The sequence below is a fragment of the Streptomyces sp. NBC_00239 genome, assembly GCF_036194065.1.
In the GTDB taxonomy this organism is placed as follows: Bacteria; Actinomycetota; Actinomycetes; order Streptomycetales; family Streptomycetaceae; genus Streptomyces.
Genome location: NZ_CP108095.1, coordinates 5,132,269 through 5,150,461, shown reverse-complemented (window position 1 = coordinate 5,150,461; position 18,193 = coordinate 5,132,269). Strand labels below are relative to the sequence as shown.

The following is an 18,193-nucleotide window of genomic DNA, read 5'->3' as shown; positions in this document are numbered from 1 at the left end:
GATCATGCTTTGACCTGCGACTTTACCAAGTCATTACTTGGAGGGGGCGACCTTCACCGTGATGTAGGAGCCGTCCTTGGGCTGCTCCACGATCGAGATGCGGGTGTTGGTGTCAGTGGTCTTGACGCTGCCCGTCGGGTTCGACGCGTAGTAGTACGTGCCGGTGCGGTCGTCGAAGAACTTGACGCCCGCCTTCGAGCTGATCTTGCGCGCGACGTCGGCCTTGTGGAGCGTGAAGGCGTCGGTGGCGTACAGGCTGAACGGCGCGTCGAACGGCTGGATCTTGTTGCGCATCAGCGTGCCGTCGGTCCACGTCATCGGCTTGGCGTGGGCGTCGATCGGAAGGATCAGGCCCTGGCCCGGGTGGACGCTGGTGTTGTTGTCCTTCTGGGAGGTGTCCCAGAGCCACATCAGCAGACCGGTCTGGTACGCGTAGTGCTCGACCCAGTCGGGGCGGGTGCCCGCGAAGCCGAAGTTGTACGGGCCGACCTTGAGGGTCTTGTCGTACGAGACGTACTGGCGGTTCTCGGCCAGGTAGTACTGCGCGTAGGACTTGGTGAAGCTCTCACCGATGGCGGAGAAGCCCTTGCCGGTCCAGCCGTTGAGGCCGTTCTCGGCACCGTCGGCGAACAGCGTGGCGCCGTCGGCGGTCACGTTGATCGCGTCGGCGGTGAAGCCCTTGCCGCCCGCGCCGCCGTCCGTCTGGTAGCGGAAGCGGATGTCGACCTTCTTGCCCGCGTAGGCGTCCAGCGGGAAGTTCAGCGACTTCCAGGCGCCGGAGACACCGGTCAGCGACGGGTTGCCGGCGGCGTCGACCGGGATGGCCGTGCCGTTGGCCGTGCCCGCGAGGGCCTTCCAGTTGGCGCCGCCGTCGGTGGACACCTCGGTGTAGAGGTAGTCGTAGTCGGCCTCGATGTCCCACCAGCCCTTGAGGGACAGGGCGGCGGTGGACTTGCCGGTCAGGTCGACGGAGCGGGTCAGGGTGTTCTTGAGGTCGTCACCCATGTTGCTCCACCACTGCTTCGAGCCCTCGGCGGGCTTGACGACGGTGGTGGTGACCTTCTTCTTCGGCAGCGAGACGACGAGCGCCTGCTTGTTCTTGGTGTTGTACTCCGACACACCGAGCTTGTGCGTGGACTTCGTCGCGGCCTTGGCCTTGCCGTAGTTCAGCCAGCCGAGCTGCAGCTTGTCCCAGGCGGTCATGTCGCCGGGCAGGTTGCCTATGGAGTCCTTGCCGGTGCCGAGCCAGGAGCCGGCCGACATCAGGGACCAGAAGCCGACCGAGTTCTCGCCGGCACCGGTGGTGTCGTAGAGGTCCGGCAGACCGAGGTCGTGGCCGTACTCGTGGGCGAAGACACCGAGGCCGCCGTTCTCGGGCTGCATGGTGTAGTCGCCGACCCAGATGCCGGACTTGCCGATCTGGGTGCCACCGGCCTTGTTGTTCTTCGGGCCGGTCTGGCCGGCGTTGGTGCCGTAGGCGTACCAGCGGTGGGCCCAGAGGGCGTTGGTGCCCTCCTTGCCGCCGCCGGCCGACTCGTCCTCGCCCGCGTGCACGACCTGGAAGTGGTCGATGTAGCCGTCGGGCTCGTTGAAGTTGCCGTCGCCGTCGAAGTCGTAACGGTCCCAGAGGTCGTACTTGGCCAGCTGCGCCTTGATCTGCGCGTCGGTCTTGCCGGCCTTCTTCTGGGCCTTGACCCACGCGGTCACGCCGTCGCGGACGGTGTCCCACACGTTGGCGCAGTTGGACTGGCCGCAGTAGTTGGAGCCGTAACGGGCCTCGTTGTACGGGACCTTGACCCAGTCGGAGACCTCGCCGTCGACCGAGTAACGGCCGGAGGAGGTCTTCTCGTAGTAGGTCTTCAGCGAGTGCTTGCCCTCGCCGGTACCGAAGTACAGGTCCTGGAAGTACTTCTGGTTGAAGTCCTTGCGCCAGGCGGTGCTGTTGTCCTTCGTGCGGTCGGGCTGCGCGATGGAGTTCTTCAGCGGGCCGGCTTCGCCGCCGTACTTGACGACCGGGGGCTTGGGGCCCTCGGAGCCGTCCGGGTCGAACATGGTCGTGTTGTCGACCTTGTCGCCGAACTCGACGAGGATCGTGAAGATCTTGTCGGTCTTCTCGCGGCCGAGCTCGACGTACTTCTTGTCGTCGAGCTTGACGACCTTGGAGGCGCCGCGCTGCTGGACGGCCTTCTTGCCCTCCAGCACCTGCTGCAGGGCGGCTTCGCGAGCCTGCGCCTGCTGCTTGCTGAACGGGCCGTCGAGGTCGTGGTCGACCTTGGTCTTGGCCGAGGCCGACGGGTCGACGCGGTCCACTGCGGGAGCGTTCGCGACGGTGTTGCTCGCGCTCGCCATGGTGTAGACCGATGCGGTGGCCGCACACGCAGCCATCGTCACGGTGACGGCTGCGAAGCGGATGGCTCGCCTCTTCGACGAGTTGTTGGTGCTCACTTGATGTTGTTCCCCTCCCGCGGCCGCCAGGACGGACCAGGAGTCAGGGGTTCCGGGGCAGCGCGCGTCTCAAGTGACGACATTTGACCGGAGGAACGCAAGAAAAGACAGACCTTGACTTGCCCCTGCCAATTGCACTATGCGGTCAGCGAGTTCCGCATTTCGGACGCCCCGGGGTCGTATGGGACGAAGGGCGCGTCCGGGACCAGCACCGGCGCGCGGTATGCCCCCGTGCGCCCCCCATGCTCCGGCCGCTCCGGCACCGTGGGTTAGGTCACGCTTACCGGCAGTTCCCTCCGGGAATCCCCCGTCGTAGAGTCATTTCGCAGAGCGAGCGACTCCCCGACCATGCCTTGAGGACGGATACCGCCATGCCGCGTCCCACAGCCGCACAGCTCGCCTACGGGTCCGCCACCGTCATCGTGTCCACGATCGCGATGCTGCTGCTCTCTCAGACGCGGACCGGTGTCGGGGTCGCCGTCATCACCGCGGCGGCGCTCTTCCTCGGCCTCCTGGTCGCCCTCACGGCCGCCATGCCGAAGAGGACGGCCCGCCGGGTCCGTACGAACCCGGCGACCGTCCCCGCCGAACAGGCCGGTGCGCCGGCCGCCCGGGTGCCGGAACCCCGGCCGGCCGAGCAGCCCGCGCACTCCGTGCACCGCTGAGCCCACGCCGGTGTGGCACTGAGCACACGTCCGGGCCGAGCACACCGCCGGGCTGAGCACACCGCCGGGCTGAGCACACCGCCGGTGCGGCGCGGCCGGGCCGCTAGGTGGTGACCACCACCGTCTTGCCGACCTTGTCGTGCAGGCCTTGCCTGTACGGCTTGTCGGCGAAGATCGTGACGATGAGCACGAGCTCCCAGACACACGGGCAGCAGAGCAGTGCGGGCAGCCACAGCACGGCCGCGCGGGACAGCGACGCGTTGCTCGTGGGCACGCTTCCGTCGTTCAGCATGGCGACGCGCAGACCCAGCAGCCGCTTGCCTACCGTCTGGCCGGACTTCTTCGTCATGAACCAGTCGTAGCCGACGAACGCCACGATGCCGATGAGCGTCCACAGCAGCCCGCTGCCGCTGTACGCCTTGGTGAAGACCTCAGTCGCGTCCTCGCCCTCGTCCGTCTCGATGGTCCAGCGGTTGCGGCTGGTGGCCCACTGGAGCAGGCCGAGCGGGATGGCGATGATCAGGACGTCGATGATGCGCGCGAGGAGGCGCTTGCCGAAGTCGGCGAGCGGCGGCATGCCCGCGAGCGGGTCGGGCGGGTTGTAGCCCATGCCGCCGCCGTACGGGTCGGAACCCGACGGGGGTGGCGGCGGAGGCGGGTAGCCGCCGCCCGTGCCGCCGGGGCTCCCGTACGGGGACCCCGAGCCCGGAGGCGGCGTCGTCGGAGGCGGCTCCTGCGGCTTCTTGAGGAACGGGTCGTCCTCGGGGGGCTGGCCCGGCGGCGGCTGATCGGTACTCATGGCCGTAGTCGAACCCGGGCCCCGGCACCCCGCAACGGGACGGACTCCGTTCGGGGGACGCGCCGCCCGCAAACCCGCTCAGCGGGCGACGAACGTACCGGCCGCCTTGTCGTGCCAGCACTGCCGCCACGGCCGGTCCACCAGGCACCACAGGATGTTGACGATCCCGATGCCGAGCGCGCCGAGCACCCCGTACACCAGCCAGCGGCCGAGTGCCGCACCGAAGGAGGGCCGCGATCCGGTCTCCATCCGTACGACGCGCACGCCGAGGAGCTTCTTGCCCAGGGTGCGGCCCCAGCGGGCGGTGGGCAGCACCTCGTAGAGGAGGCCGAAGACGACCAGTGCGCCGAGCACGACGGCGAGGTAGCCGCCGGTGGTGCCGTCGAGGAGCCAGACGGTGACGGTCTCCCCGGAGAGCTTCGCGGCGTCGACCTTCGCCTCGATGTGCTCGGTTGCCTTCGCTACGAACGGAACGGTCACGGCGGTGGCCACGGCGCCGGTCACCAGGGCGTCGACGATCCGGGCGAGCAGGCGTCGGCCGAGGCCGGCCGGGCGCGGGGCGTCCTCCGCGAGCCGCCGGAACAGCTCGTCGGTGGGCGGCTTCCAGGGGGTGACGGTGGTCTTGGGGGTGCCGGCGGCGGGGGCGGGCTTGGCGGCGGACTTGGCGGCGGCTTCGGGCTGGGCGGGGGCGGCGGCCTGGGCGGGTACGGGGGCGGGACTCGGGGCCGGGGCAGGGGCAGGGGTGGGATTCGGGCTCGGGCTCGATGCCGGGCTCGGGGTCGCCGGTTCGGCGTGGGCCGGTTCGGTGTGGGCCGGGGACTTCACCGACAGGATGCCGGCGGAGGAGGCGGCCGAGGCGTGGGAGGCGGCGGGCGCGGAGGCCGCCGCGGCGGCCGGACGGGGCTCCGGGGCGGGGGCGGGGATCACCCGGGCGGGTACGGCGGCGGGGGCCGGAGCCGGATTTTCGCCCCAGGCCACCTTGCGATCGCGATCACCGCCGAACCCGGACTGCTGGGCGGCGTCCGCCTGCCACGCCGCCGCGGGCTCCGCGTACCGGGCGGGCACCGCGTCCTGCACGTCGTCCCGCGCCTCGTCCCGCGCGTCGTCCCGCGCCTCGTCCCGGGGCTGCTCCGGGGCCTGTTCCCGTACGTCGTCCTGCGGGAGTTCGTCGAAGAAGACGGGGCCGGTCTCGTCGGCCACGGCGACCGGAGCGGGCGCGGGCGCAGGCGCCGGAGCGGGCGCGGGGGCAGGCGCCGGAGCGGGCGCGGGGGCGGGCGCGGCGGGCGCCGCCTGCGGCTGGTACCCGGCGGGCGCCGGGCGGCTCGTACCGGGCACCCAGGCCGACCCGTTCCAGTACCGGACGAAGCCGGGAATGGAGGGGTCGGGGTAGTACCCCTCTCGGGCCGCGTGTTCGCCGTCACCAGGAGAGGCCGTCAATGTCCCCAACTCCGATCGTCCGCTTGTGCCCGTTTGTGCAAGGAGGACCATAGCCAAGAACCCGGGCCCCGCAGGACCGGGAACGGCAGAAAGACCGCGTACGAGCGACACGGGAAGAGCAGCGGGTTCCGGTCAGGTGACAGGTTTTGCGCCAACCCTGATTTTTGGCTCCGAAGTCGCGTCATAACCGGACGCGGGCACGCTCTCTGACGGGTGCAAGCACATGTGCACCCCTGCACGTCGAGAGGAACCGCCATGCACCACACCGTCGTCGAACGCGAGCTGGAGCTCAAGCTGGTGCTGTCGCCCGAGCGCAGCATCCCCGTACCCGCCCGGCTGGTCTACCGTGCCGACGACCCGTACGCCGTGCACGTCGTCTTCCACGTCGGCTCCAACACCCCGGTCAACTGGACGTTCGCCAGGGAACTCCTGGTCGAGGGGGTGTTCCGGCCGTGCGGCCACGGCGACGTCCGGGTCTGGCCCACGAAGATCGACTCGCGCGCGGTCATCTGCGTCGCCCTCAGCTCCCCCGACGGCGACGCGCTGCTGGAGGCGCCGTCGGCGGCGGTGTCGGCCTGGCTCGAACGCACCCTCCACGTGGTCCCGCCGGGCTCGGAGACGGACCGGCTGGGCCTGGACGACGCCCTCGCCGCCCTCCTGGCCCCCACCCCGGCCGACGACCTCTGGCTCCGCGACCCGTGGCCCTCCGACGAGTCGTCGGAGGGCGACCACCTGTGAGTGTGACCCGTACGCGTACCCCTACGCGGCGCACCGGGTCAGCTGCACACCTTGCGGTACTCGATCCCGCGCGGGACGTACTGCTTCCACTCGTCCTCGGTGAGCTCCCGACCGGCCACGCGCCGACAGACGGCGTCGATGAGCTTGCCGGGGTCGGTGTCGAGGGAGCGGAGGGGGTTCTGCGTGTCGACGGTGCGCAAAGTGCTTCCATCGAAAGCGAGTCCGCGGATCCCCGCGCTGTTCATGGGAAGCGGCCTGCCCAGAGCAAGCCGGGATTTCATGTCCCAGAACTGCACGGCGTCACCGCCGATGAGGGCGGCCAGCAGGCGGCCATCAGGCGAGAAGGCCAGGTCGCCCACGGACTGACCGTACCGGTCTCCGCCCCTGGCGATCGCCTCACTGGCAAGGACGCCACCGGTCCTGTGGGACACGCTGGCGTCCCACAGTTCGGTCAGACCGTTCTCCTTGGCCACGGCGAGGGTGTTGCCGTCCGGGGCGAAAGCAAGCGCAGTGGTGCCGATCGGGCCGAACGCATTCTGTCGGCGCTTGCCGGTCCGCAAGTCCAAGACGTCGCCGGCAGCAGTAACGAAGCGGGAGTTGTCCGGGCTGAACGCAAACCGCTTCTTTTCGGTTCTAAAGCTGTGCAACTGCTTGCCTGTGGCGGTGTCCCATACGCGGATGGTTCCAAGGCGAACGATGTAGTCACCGTTGCCTTGGTCCGCCTCAAGGCTGCTGAACGCTGCGACCAAGCTGCCGTCCGGCGACAGGGCCACGGGATCGATCCAGTGGTCCGCCGGCTCCTTTCGGAAGACCTCCTTGCGTTCCGAGGTGTCCCACACCACCACGGAGCCACCGTCGACGAATGCGAGCTGCCTGCCGTCCTGCGAGAGGGCGGACCGGCCGGTCTCATTACCGGGGTCCTTGTCCCGCTGGGGCACACGGTCGCCGAGCGCCTTGCCGGTACGCAGGTCGAACAGTTGTGGCCGCTCACCGGTCTGTCGGACCATCCCGATCCGCCCATCCGCTGCGACGATCCCGTCGCTCACCACGCCTCGGAGTCCTTCCGGCAGCCCGCGCGGTGCTACTGGCAAGTCGACAACCTCCACCGTGGTCGTCTCGGAGCGGTGGAAGATCAGCTGCCGTGCATCGTCGTCGAGTCCGACCACGATGCGACTGTCCAAAGCTTTACCGCCGCCACTCCAGGCGGCATACGTGAACGGGGCGGCGTAGGCGCTGTCCACAGGATGCACCCAGATGTTCCCCGTTTCCCGGTCGAACCCAAGGACATGGCGCCCCATACTGCTGAAGACCGGATGAGTCAGGCTGGTCTGGACCGTCCCCTCATACGATCCGGTGGCGGTCTGCCAGAAATACAGGGAGGTACCACCACCTCCGGCCAGCGCCTTGCCATCAGGACTGAACACCAGCCGGTCGGCACCCGATCCGATGCATTCCGGCTGCACAGTTCCCGGCGGGGCACTGAGAGCAGCCGAGGCGAGACCCCCCTGGGGCTCGATACGCCACAGCATGACGGGTCCGCCATGTCGGCAGGTGGCCATCAGCTTCCCGTCTGGCGAGAGGGCCGCAGACGCTTCCACGCCCGATTCTGCCATCACCTTCCCGTCGGATGCCCTCAGCACTTGGGCTCCGTAGCCGCCCATCTGCTGGGACAGCACCATGCCGTTGCTGGTCACCCGCTCCGGATAGCGGTTCCCAGACGTCTCGCGTCGAGGTCCCACCGGCGTCAAAGTGGCGGTCTCGAAGACCTGATAGCTGAACTGGTCCGTGGCGAGCGCCAAGCGGCCGTCCGGACTGAGTGCCTTGAGAGTCAGCCGGTCGAATTCGGGACGACCATCGGTCGAGGCGATCAGGCGCTTTGCGCGGACGTCCCAGAGCTGGGTCTTCGCACCCATCCCCACTCCCAGGATACGGCCATCCGTCGAGAGCACCCGAGGCCCTTCGGCGGCGGCGGCTTCCGCAGGCAACTGGAGTAGGTCCGCCTCGCGCTGGTTGACCGCCCCCAGCAGCGCCGCGCGCGAATCTTCCGTCTCGGCGATGTCCCACGCGGCCACGCCCAGCAGCATCGCGAGTTTCGGGTCCGCCGCGCGGAGGCTGACGGCGGCCTGGGCCGTCGTGCGGGCGGCGGCTCGGGCCTGTTCGCGGGCGGCGGCCCGGGACTGCTGGTAGGCGAGGCCGCCGGCCACCAGGGAGGCGACGAGGAGGACGCCGAGGCCGCCGAGGAGTTGGCGGCGGCGGCGGGCGGTACGGGTGGCGGAGGCCTTGCCGGCTTCGAGGAAGGCGAGTTCGAGGGGGTTGGGCCGGACGTGGGGGGCCGCGGCGGCGGACCAGTCGAGGGCGGCGCGCAGGGCGGTGCCCTGCTGGAGGTCCTCGGGGCGGCGGCCGTGGCGCTGCCATTCGCGGGCGGCGTGCCCCAGCCGGTGGCGCAGGGCGAGCCCGCCGCGGTCGGCTTCGGTCCAGGCGCGCAGCCGGGTCCAGGCGCGGATGAGGGCCGCGCTGACCGGGCGTATGGAGTGGTCCTCGGCGACGATCAGCGCTCCGGCCGCGGCGAGGGCGGTGATCGCGGCGTGGCCGTCGGCGCGTTCGGCGTCGGTGCGGCCGCCGTACAGCTCCTCGTACGCGGCGGTCCGTACGGTGTCCTGGCTGCCGTCGGGGTCGTCGCCGGGTACGACGAGCCGCAGCAGCAGTTCGTGGGCTGCTTGTTGCGCGCCGAACGGCAGTGAGGCGTAGGCCTGTTCGGCGCGTTCGCCCAGGCCGGGGAGTTCCGCTTCGGGGCGGGGGTCGGCGGCGCGCCGGGCGCCGGCTTCGAGGAGGGCGCGGCGGGGGTCGGCGGCTGCGGGAGTGTCGCCGACGAGCCCGAGGAGGAGTTCGGTGGCGGTGGGCCGCAGTGCCGGTTCCTTGGCGAGGGCGGCGGCGACGAGGGGGCGCAGCGGGGCGGGCAGGGCGGAGAGGTCGGGGTCGACGGCGGCGGTGCGGTGGGCGACCTGGCCGATGTTGTCGCCGCGGAAGGGTTCCTCGGCGGAGGCCGCGTAGAGGACGAGGGCGCCCCAGGCGAAGATGTCGGAGGCCTGGGTGGCGCGCTGCCCGCCGAGGACTTCGGGGGCCATGTAGCCGAAGGTGCCCATGATGGCGCCGGTTGCGGTCACGGACATGTCGGAGGCGCGGGCGATGCCGAAGTCGATGACGCGCGGGCCGTCGGGGCCGAGGAGGACGTTGCCGGGCTTGAGGTCGCGGTGGATGACCTTGGCCTGGTGGATGGCGGCGAGTGCGGTGGCGATGCCGGCGGCGAGCCGGGTGACGGCTTCGGCGCCGAGGACGCCCTGTTCGCGGACGGCGGCGGCGAGGGTGGGGCCGGGGATGTACTCGCTGACGATGTACGGGGTGTCGGCGTCGAGGGCGGCGTCGAGGATGCGGGCGGTGCAGAAGGGGGCGACGGCGCGGGCCGCGTCGACCTCCTTGCCGAAGCGGTCGCGTACGAACTGCTGGGCGTCGCGGTGCAGGGCCTTGACGGCGACGCGGGCGCCGGTGCGGTCGTACGCCTCGTAGACGACGCCCTGGCTGCCCGCGCCGAGCCGGGCGGCCAGCCAGTAGCCGCCGAGGCGCTCCGGATCGTCCGGATGCAGCAGCGTCCCCATCGCGTTTCCCCCTGTCAGGCAGTTCTTCGTACCGCGTGAGGGTAGACGAAGGGGTGTGCCGACGGCACGTCAGAAGCCGTACGGTCAGACGACCTTGCCGGGGTTGAGGAGTCCGAGCGGGTCGAAGGCCTGCTTGACGGCGTGGTGCATCTCGACGCCGACCGGGCCGAGTTCGCGGGCGAGCCAGTCCTTTTTGAGGAGGCCGACGCCGTGTTCGCCGGTGATGGTGCCGCCGAGGGCGAGGCCGAGGGCCATGATCTCGTCGAAGGATTCGCGGGCCCGGCGGGTCTCGTCCTCGTCGGCGGGGTCGAAGCAGACGACGGGGTGGGTGTTGCCGTCGCCGGCGTGGGCGCACACGCCGATGGTCAGCCGGTGGCGGCGGGCGATGGCGGTGGTGCCGTCGAGCATGTCGGCGAGGCGGGTGCGGGGGACGCACACGTCGTCGATCATCGTGGCGGGCTTGAGGGTTTCCAGGGCGGTGAGGGACATCCGGCGGGCCTGGAGGAGGAGTTCGGATTCGGCCTCGTCTTCGGCGGGGACCACTTGGGTGGCTCCGGCGGCGGTGCACAGGGCGCCGACGGCGGCGAGGTCGGCGGCCGCGTCGGGGGTGTCGAAGGCTGCGAGGAGCAGGGCCTCGGTGGTTTCGGGCAGGCCCATCTTCCCGAGCCGGTTGACGGCCCGGACGGTGGTGCGGTCCATCAGTTCCAGCAGGGACGGGGTGTGGCCGGCGGCCATGACGGCGCAGACGGCTTCGCAGGCGGCGGCCGCGGAGGGGAATTCGGCGGCGAGGGCGAGCTGGCGGGGCGGCTTCGGGCGGAGGGCGAGGACGGCCCGGACGACGACGCCGAGGCTGCCCTCGGAGCCGACGAAGAGGCGGGTGAGGTCGTATCCGGCGACGCCCTTGGCGGTGCGGCGGCCGGTGCGCAGGAGGCGGCCGTCGGCGAGGACGACGTCGAGGCCGAGTACGTATTCGGCGGTGACGCCGTATTTGACGCAGCACAGGCCGCCGGAGGCGGTGCCGATGTTCCCGCCGATGGTGCACTGCTCCCAGCTGGAGGGGTCGGGCGGGTAGTACAGGCCGTGCTCGGCGACGGCGCGGGAGAGGACGGCGTTGACGACGCCGGGTTCGACGACGGCGATCCGGTCGACGGGGCTGATCTCCAGGATGCGGTCCATGGCGACGAGGGAGAGCACGATGCAGCCGTCGGAGGCGTTGGCGCCGCCGGACAGGCCGGTGCGGGCGCCTTGCGGGACGACCGGGACGCGCAGTGCGGTCGCGGTGCGCAGGACGTGCTGGACCTGGGCGGTGGTGCGGGGCAGCACGACGGCGGCGGGTGTTCCGGCGGCGCAGAAGCCGGCCATGTCGGTGCGGTAGGAGGCGGTGACGTCGGGGTCGGTGAGGACTGCGGCCGGGGGCAGCCCGTCGGGACCGGCGAGCAGGCGGGCGCGCAGTTCCCGCACCTGTGGTTCGTCCATGGGGGCCATGGGGCCAGCCTGGCACTCGGGGCCGTTGGTGTGAACCCGGCCGCGAACCCCATCGGGCACCCGGGAACACTCTTCATATTGACGCACAGTGAGCCCATGGAGATGGAGTCGCAGCAGCCGCCCGTCACGTTCAGCGCGCGGCGTACGGCGATGACCGCCGCCGTGGCCGTGGTGCTGATCGCGGGCGCGCTCGTCATCAGACCTGCCCAGCAGCACGGAGACGACCCGCGGCCGCCGCGGCCCGAACAGCGGGCGATGGCGTCGGTGGGGATGGGGGCGCCGGCGGCCGCGGTGGACGTGAACGCGCTGATCGCGGACCGGGCGCGGTGGGTGAAGGGGCATCCCGCCGACGACGGGGCGTGGGCGGTGCTGGGCGCCGCCTATCTGGAGCAGGCGCGGCGGACGGCGGACGCGGGCCACTATCCGCAGGCGGAGGCGGCGCTGAAGCGGTCGCTGGCGCTGCGGCCCGCCGAGAAGGGCAATTTCGACGCGATGGTGGGGATGGGGGCGCTGGCCAACGCGCGGCACGATTTCGTGACGGCCCGCAAGTGGGGTGAGCTGGTCCGGGCGCAGGCGCCGCGGAACTGGACGGCGTACCCGGTGCTGATCGACGCGTACAGCGGGCTCGGCGCGTACAAGCCGGCCGAGGCGGCCATGGAGAAGCTGGTGGCGCTGCGCGGCGGGCTGCCGGGATTCCTGCGGGCCTCGCAGGTGTACCGGGACCGCGGCTGGCGCGAGGACGCGGCGGCCGCGCTGGAGCGTGCGGCGGGGGCCGCACGGACCCCGGCGGAGAAGGCGTACTGCCTGTACCGGATCGGCGAGCTGGCGTGGGAGCGGGGCGAGGCGGAGGACGCGCTGCGCTCGTACGAGGGGGCGCTGCGCACCGATCCGACGCAGGGGCTGGCGCTGGGCGGCCGGGCCCGGGCGCTGGCGGCGCTGAACCGGACGGGCGAGGCGGTACGGGACTACCGCGCGGCGCTGGAGGAGATGCCGGCGCCGCAGCTCGCGCTGGAACTGGGCGAGCTGCTGGAGGCGGCGGGGCAGGAGGAGGACGCGCAGGAGGCGTACGGGGTGCTGCGGGCGCAGGTCGCGCGGGCCGGCACGTACGGGGTGCAGGAGGACCTTGTGCTCTCGCGGTACGAGGCGGACCACGCGGATCCGCTGGCGGCGGTACGCAGGCTGCGCGCGCAGTGGTCCCGGCACAAGAGCGTGCAGGTGGCGGATGCGCTGGGGTGGGCGCTGTTCCGGTCCGGGGAGCCGCGGGAGGCGCTCTGGTACGCGCGGAAGGCGACGGACCTGGGGATGCGGAACGCGGAGTTCGCGTACCACCGGGGGGTCGTCGAACGGGACCTGGGCGATACGGCGGCGGCGCGGCGGCACCTGCAGGAGGCGCTGCGGACCAATCCGCACTTCTCGCCGCTGCTGGCCCCGAAGGCGAAGCTGGCCCTGGCGGCCCTGGCGGAACCGGCGGCGGGCGGGCCGGAGAACATGCAGCCGGACGAGCCGTGGGTGGCGCCGGTCATGCCGAAGCCGGCCCCGAGGCCGGCCCAGAAACGGCCGGCCGCCGGGGCGGGGGCCGGGCCTGAGGCGGCCACCGGGGCGGGGGCGGGGGCTGAGGCGGCCGCCCGGGCGGAGCGGGCCTCCGGGGCGGGTCTGGACTCCGCCGTGCCGGCGGATCCGAAGCCGGGTGGACGGGCGCGTCCCTGGGCGAAGCCGGAGCTTGCGGCGGGGGCTGTAGGTGGCCCGGCGCGGGCGTCGGCCGCCCCCCTCCGGCGGCCGACCCCCACCCGGCACCGGTCCCACACCCCCTGACGAAGCCGGGACCATGCCCGGGGATATCAGCCCCTCCGGCGCTTGAGGAGCGGGTCCGGGCGGAGCACGGTGCCCGGCGTCAGCCGGGTTGTCCGTTGGGGCTCCGCCCCAAACCCCGCGCCTCAAACGCCGGCGAGGCTGGAATTCGCGCCCGCAGCACCGGCAAGGCCGGGGGTCGCGCCCCAAGGCACCCGCGAGGCTGGAATTGCCGCACGCAGCGCCGACAAGGGCTGGATGTGGCGCCCCAAGGCACCGGCAAGGCTGAGGCGGCCGGGCAGGGGGCGGCCCCGGCCCGCCGGGAGGTGGGTGCGGGGCCGGGGCGCGGGGTGGGGCGGCGGGGTCAGAGGTTGCCGCGCTTGTCCTGCTCGCGCTCGATCGCCTCGAACAGCGCCTTGAAGTTGCCCTTGCCGAAGCCCATCGACCCGTGCCGCTCGATGATCTCGAAGAACACGGTCGGCCGGTCCTGCACCGGCTTGGTGAAGATCTGCAGCAGGTATCCGTCCTCGTCCCGGTCCGCCAGGATCTTCAGCTCGCGCAGCTCGTCGATCGGCACCCGCGTGTCGCCGACCCACTCGCCGAGGGTGTCGTAGTACGTGTCCGGGACGGACAGGAACTGCACGCCCGCCGCTCGCATGGTGCGCACCGTGGCGACGATGTCGTTGGAGGCCAGCGCGATGTGCTGGACGCCGGGGCCGTTGTAGAACTCCAGGTACTCGTCGATCTGCGACTTCTTCTTCGCGATCGCCGGCTCGTTGATCGGGAACTTGACCTTCTTCGTCCCGTCCGCGACCACCTTGGACATGAGCGCCGAGTACTCGGTCGCGATGTCGTCGCCCACGAACTCCTTCATGTTCGTGAAGCCCATGACCTTGTTGTAGAAGCCGACCCACTCGTTCATGCGGCCCAGCTCGACGTTGCCGACGCAGTGGTCGATCGCCTGGAAGGTCCGCTTGGCGGGCGGCGCGACCATCGGGTCGACGGCGACGTAGCCCGGCAGGTAGGGGCCGGTGTAGTCGCCGCGCTCGACGAGCGTGTGGCGGGTCTGGCCGTACGTGGCGATCGAGGCCAGCACGACGGTGCCGTGCTCGTCCTTGACCTCGTGCGGCTCGTCCAGGCCGCGCGCGCCCTGCTCGACCGCGTAGGCGTAGGCCGCGCGGACGTCCGGGACCTCGATGGCGAGGTCGATGACGCCGTCGCCGTGCTCGGCGACGTGCTCGTCGATGAACCGGCCGTGGTCGGTCGTCGCCTTGATGACCGAGGTCAGGACGAAGCGGGCCGAGCCGTTGGTCAGGACGTAGCTCGCGGTCTCGCGGCTGCCGTTCTCCGGGCCGGAGTAGGCGACGAGCTTCATGCCGAAGGCGGTGGAGTAGTAGTGCGCGGCCTGCTTCGCATTGCCGACGGCGAAGACCACCGCGTCCATCCCCTTCACCGGGAACGGGTCGGCTTCACGCGCGGTGGCGGGGGTGGAGTGATGCAGCGTCTCAGTCATAAGCGCAGACTCGCTCCGATCCACAAGGTGCGCAATAGTTTCCTCATTTACTGGTCAACCTGTACAGCACACTGCGAGGATCAAGGGAAGACCTGTACAGGATGACCAGCTCTGGAGGCCTCATGGGCATCGACCCACTGGATGGCAGGCTCATCGTTCTCCTCGCCCGTGAGCCCCGCATCGGCGTGCTGGAGGCCTCGCGCCGGCTCGGGGTGGCGCGCGGCACCGTGCAGGCGCGCCTGGACCGGCTCCAGTCGAGCGGGGTCATCCGCGGTTTCGGCCCGCAGGTGGATCCGGCGGCGCTCGGCTACCCGGTGACCGCGTTCGCGACGCTGGAGATCAAGCAGGGCCAGGGTTCGGACGTACGGGCGCACCTGGCGACCGTGCCCGAGGTGCTGGAGCTGCACACGACGACCGGGCACGGGGACATGCTGTGTCGGCTGGTGGCCCGGTCGAACGCGGACCTGCAGCGGGTGATCGACCGGGTCGTCGGCTTCGAGGGCATCGTGCGCGCGTCCACCGCCATCGTGATGGAGAATCCGGTGCCGCTGCGGGTCATCCCCCTGGTGGAGCAGGCGGCCGCCGACCACGAGGACTGACACCGCCCCTCCCCCTCCTGCCACCCCTCCGGGGGCCGGCCGACTTCCAAAGAACCCTTTGCAAAATACCTTGCAAAGGGTTCTTTGCATGCCTACGGTGACGCCATGACCGAGCAGCAGCCGCAGACGCCCGGCAAGGCCGAGCGCAGCATCCGCACCCTCGATGCCCGCACCCTGCGCGGCCTCGCACACCCGCTGCGCATCCGCCTGCTGGGCGCCCTGCGCCACGACGGCCCCGCCACGGCCTCCCGACTCGCCGAGCGCCTGGGCGAGTCGAGCGGCGCGACCAGCTACCACCTGCGCCAGCTCGCCTCGTACGGGTTCGTCGAGGACGCGCCCGAGCACGGCAAGGGCCGCGAGCGCTGGTGGCGGGCCGCACACGACGGCACGCGCTTCGACGAGAAGCTGACGTCCGACCCGAACCCCGAGGTCCGCGGCGCCGCGGACCTCTTCCTGCACGAGATCGCCACCGTGCACGCGCACGAGCTGGCCACCTGGCTGGGCAACGCCCACGCCTGGCCGCAGGAGTGGCGGCGGGCCTCCGACATGAGCGACTACACGCTCCGGCTGACGCCCGAGCGCAGCCGCGAACTGATCCTGAAGATGCACGCGTTGATCGACAGCTACAAGGACCTGGAGCCCGCCGACCCGGCGGACGAGCCCGCGGGCACCGAATCGGTCCGCTTCCATCTGCACGCCTTCCCGCGTACGACCGGCTGAGGGGCAACGACGTCATGATCCGCCAGGGGGGAACCGCGGCGGCGAGCGGCGCGGCGCGGCGGCCTTTCGCCGCCATTCTGACCGCCAACACCATTTCCATAGCCGGGAGTTCACTCACGCTCATCGGCGTGCCGTGGTTCGTGCTGCAGACCACGGACAGCGCGGGCCGGGCCGGGATCGTCGCCTTCTGCGCGACGCTGCCGGTCGTGGTGGCCGCGCTGGCCGGCGGCCCGGTGATCGACCGGATCGGCCGGCGCCGGGTCTCCGTCCTCTCCGACCTCGTGTGCGGCCTGTCGGTCGGCGCGATCCCGCTCCTGCACTACGCGGGGGTGCTGGAGTTCTGGATGCTGTGCGCCCTCATGGCGGTCGGCGGCCTGGTCCACACGCCCGGGCTGACCGCGCGCAACGTCATGCTGCCGGACCTCGCCGAGCACGCCGGGACCTCTCTGACGCGGGCCGCGAGCCTGTACGACGCGGTGTCGCGCGGCGCGCGGATGATCGGTGCCGCGGTGGCCGGCGTACTCATCGTGGCGCTGGGCGCGGAGGTCGTACTGATCGTGGACGCGGCCAGCTTCGCGGTGTCGGCGGCGCTGGTGGCGCTCGGGGTGCGCGGGATCCGGGCGGCGGAGCCGCGGCCGGGCGCGGGGGCCGTCTCGTTCGCCGCGTACCGCGCCGAACTGCGCGAGGGGTACCTCTTCCTGCTGCGCAACCGGCTGATCCTGGGCTCCACGGTGATGGTGATGGCCACCAACGGCTTGGACCAGGCCTGGAATTCCGTACTGCTGCCGGTGCACGCCCGGGACGCGCTCGGCGGCGCCACCCAACTGGGGCTGCTGGTCGCCCTGTTCGGCGGCTTCGCACTGCTGGGTGCGCTGCTCTACGGGGCCGTCGGCGAGCGCTTCCCGCGGCGGGCGGTGTTCGCCGCGGCCTTCCTGATCTGCGGGCCCCCTCGGTGGGCCGTCGCGGCCTTCACCGACACCACCCTGCCGCTCGCGGTGACCATGGCCCTGGCCGGCCTCGGGGCGGGCATGCTCAACCCGATCCTGTCCACGGTGTTCTACGGGCTGGTGCCGGACGGGCTGCGCAGCCGGGTCGCGGGCGTGACCACGGCGGGCTGCGAGCTCGCCATGCCGCTGGGCGGGCTCGCGGCGGGCCTGCTGGTGGAGAGCGCCGGCCTGACCACCGCCCTGCTGGCACTCGGCGGCTGCTACCTGCTGGCCACGCTCAGCCCGGTCGTCTTCCCGGCCTGGCGGGGCCTCGACGCACCGCTCGCACCGCACGACGGACCCGCCGCGCATGCGCAGCCGGGGCCGGATCCGGGGCCGGGGCCGTCATCCCGGCCGGAGCCCGCGGACGCGGCGCCCGTCAGCAGCCGGCAGCCAGCTGCTGGCAGCTAGCAGCTAGGGACCTTCCCGCCGCGGCTCAGCGCGCGCAGCGAGGAGACCGCGTCCGTCAGCGTGGTCACGGGGATCAGCCGCAGCCCGGCGGGCAGTTCGGATTCAGCGTCCGAGCACTCCGCCTTCGGTACGAGGAACACGCTCGCGCCGTCCCGCTTGGCGGCCTGCGTCTTCAGCGCCACTCCCCCGACGGCGCCGACCTCGCCGTCCGGGGTGATGGTGCCGGTGCCGGCGATGGAGCGGCCGCCGGTGAGGTCGCCGCCGCTGCCGTCGCCGTCGAGCTTGTCGACGATGCCGAGGGAGAACAGCAGTCCGGCACTCGGGCCGCCGACGTCGGCGAGCTCCAGGTCCACCTTCACCGTCTTCGGATCCTTGTGCAGGTATCCGAGCGCGGCCTGGGCGGCAGCCGACTGCGACTTCTCCATTTCCGCCAGATTGTGGTGCTCGATCTCCTTGTCGGAATCGCCCGTCGGATAGACCGATTCCTTGGGCAGGACCGCCCGGTCGCTGCGGAACCAGCTGTCGACCAGCTCGCCCAGGCGTACGTCGGTGGACGGCCCGGTCGCGAGGATCGTGGTCATCCGCAGCTGGCCGGTCGTCTCGCGGACGGGCGCACCGGCGACGGTGATGACGGGCTTGCCCTTCTGTGAGCCGAGCACGTCCGCCGTCAGGCCGGGTCGCGCCAGCGCGAACGGCAGCGGGGCGAGGGCCGCGACGGCGAGCAGCGCGAGCACGGGCACGGCGCAGAGTGCGAGGGCCGTGGGGCGGGGCAGACGTGTGAGGCGTGAGAGCACCCCGCCAATCTAGCCGCCCCCACCCCCTCCGCTTCGCGGACGCCCGAGGCACTGCCGGCCTCGCCGGTGCCCGGGGCATCACCAGCCTCGCCGGCAATCCCGCGCCCCCACTGACGCCCGGGGCGTTACCAGCCTCGCCGGCGTTTGAGGCGCGGGTCCG

13 protein-coding genes are annotated in these 18,193 nt (G+C 71.7%); 6 read left to right on the top strand and 7 right to left on the bottom strand.

All coding sequences use genetic code 11. The features are described from left to right. Nucleotides 1–33: 33 nt before the first annotated feature. The gene (locus tag OG764_RS22635; RefSeq protein ID WP_328973123.1) at nt 34–2,385 is read right to left on the bottom strand and encodes an immune inhibitor A domain-containing protein; all 2,352 of its coding nucleotides are present in this window, start codon (nt 2,383–2,385) and stop codon (nt 34–36) included. Between the two features lie 431 nt (nt 2,386–2,816). Here OG764_RS22635 and OG764_RS22630 point away from each other — a divergent pair, with 431 nt between their 5' ends. Next, nucleotides 2,817–3,110: a hypothetical protein gene (locus tag OG764_RS22630; RefSeq protein ID WP_328970244.1), complete on the top strand. Its 294-nt coding sequence runs from the start codon at nt 2,817–2,819 to the stop codon at nt 3,108–3,110. Nucleotides 3,111–3,213: 103 nt separating this feature from the next. Here OG764_RS22630 and OG764_RS22625 read toward each other — a convergent pair whose 3' ends face one another. After that, entirely contained in the window at nt 3,214–3,909 is a 696-nt protein-coding gene (locus tag OG764_RS22625; RefSeq protein WP_328970243.1) for an RDD family protein, read from the bottom strand. Nucleotides 3,910–3,987: 78 nt separating this feature from the next. Further along, nucleotides 3,988–5,346 (bottom strand): RDD family protein, encoded by a 1,359-nt coding sequence (locus tag OG764_RS22620; protein ID WP_328970242.1) that lies wholly within the window; start codon nt 5,344–5,346, stop codon nt 3,988–3,990. Between the two features lie 255 nt (nt 5,347–5,601). On the opposite strand from OG764_RS22620, the gene OG764_RS22615 reads away from it, so the two are divergent. Beyond that, nucleotides 5,602–6,084 (top strand): SsgA family sporulation/cell division regulator, encoded by a 483-nt coding sequence (locus OG764_RS22615; RefSeq protein ID WP_328970241.1) that lies wholly within the window; start codon nt 5,602–5,604, stop codon nt 6,082–6,084. A 38-nt stretch (nt 6,085–6,122) separates the two neighbouring features. On the opposite strand, the gene OG764_RS22610 is transcribed toward OG764_RS22615, so the two are convergent. Both OG764_RS22610 and OG764_RS22605 read right to left on the bottom strand, forming a co-directional pair. Continuing rightward, on the bottom strand, nt 6,123–9,737 hold the full coding sequence (locus OG764_RS22610) for a WD40 repeat domain-containing serine/threonine-protein kinase (protein ID WP_328970240.1): 3,615 nt from the start codon (nt 9,735–9,737) through the stop codon (nt 6,123–6,125). An 84-nt stretch (nt 9,738–9,821) separates the two neighbouring features. Further along, on the bottom strand, nt 9,822–11,213 hold the full coding sequence (locus OG764_RS22605; RefSeq protein WP_328973122.1) for an FAD-binding oxidoreductase: 1,392 nt from the start codon (nt 11,211–11,213) through the stop codon (nt 9,822–9,824). Nucleotides 11,214–11,318: 105 nt separating this feature from the next. On the opposite strand from OG764_RS22605, the gene OG764_RS22600 reads away from it, so the two are divergent. Beyond that, nucleotides 11,319–13,034, top strand: coding sequence for a tetratricopeptide repeat protein (locus tag OG764_RS22600; RefSeq protein ID WP_328970239.1), 1,716 nt, complete (start codon nt 11,319–11,321; stop codon nt 13,032–13,034). A gap of 340 nt (nt 13,035–13,374) precedes the next feature. On the opposite strand, the gene hppD is transcribed toward OG764_RS22600, so the two are convergent. Beyond that, on the bottom strand, nt 13,375–14,523 hold the full coding sequence (gene hppD, locus OG764_RS22595) for a 4-hydroxyphenylpyruvate dioxygenase (RefSeq protein WP_328970238.1): 1,149 nt from the start codon (nt 14,521–14,523) through the stop codon (nt 13,375–13,377). A gap of 122 nt (nt 14,524–14,645) precedes the next feature. On the opposite strand from hppD, the gene OG764_RS22590 reads away from it, so the two are divergent. From OG764_RS22590 to OG764_RS22580, 3 genes are all read left to right on the top strand, one after another. After that, entirely contained in the window at nt 14,646–15,122 is a 477-nt protein-coding gene (locus OG764_RS22590) for an Lrp/AsnC family transcriptional regulator (protein WP_328970237.1), read from the top strand. 105 nt (nt 15,123–15,227) lie between these two features. Beyond that, entirely contained in the window at nt 15,228–15,842 is a 615-nt protein-coding gene (locus OG764_RS22585) for an ArsR/SmtB family transcription factor (RefSeq protein ID WP_328970236.1), read from the top strand. A gap of 14 nt (nt 15,843–15,856) precedes the next feature. Continuing rightward, nucleotides 15,857–17,239 (top strand): MFS transporter, encoded by a 1,383-nt coding sequence (locus tag OG764_RS22580; RefSeq protein WP_328970235.1) that lies wholly within the window; start codon nt 15,857–15,859, stop codon nt 17,237–17,239. On the opposite strand, the gene OG764_RS22575 is transcribed toward OG764_RS22580, so the two are convergent. Continuing rightward, nucleotides 17,236–18,033, bottom strand: a complete 798-nt coding sequence (locus tag OG764_RS22575; protein WP_328970234.1) for a S16 family serine protease — start codon at nt 18,031–18,033, stop codon at nt 17,236–17,238. The genes OG764_RS22580 and OG764_RS22575 overlap by 4 nt on opposite strands. Between the last annotated feature and the right edge of the window lie 160 nt (nt 18,034–18,193).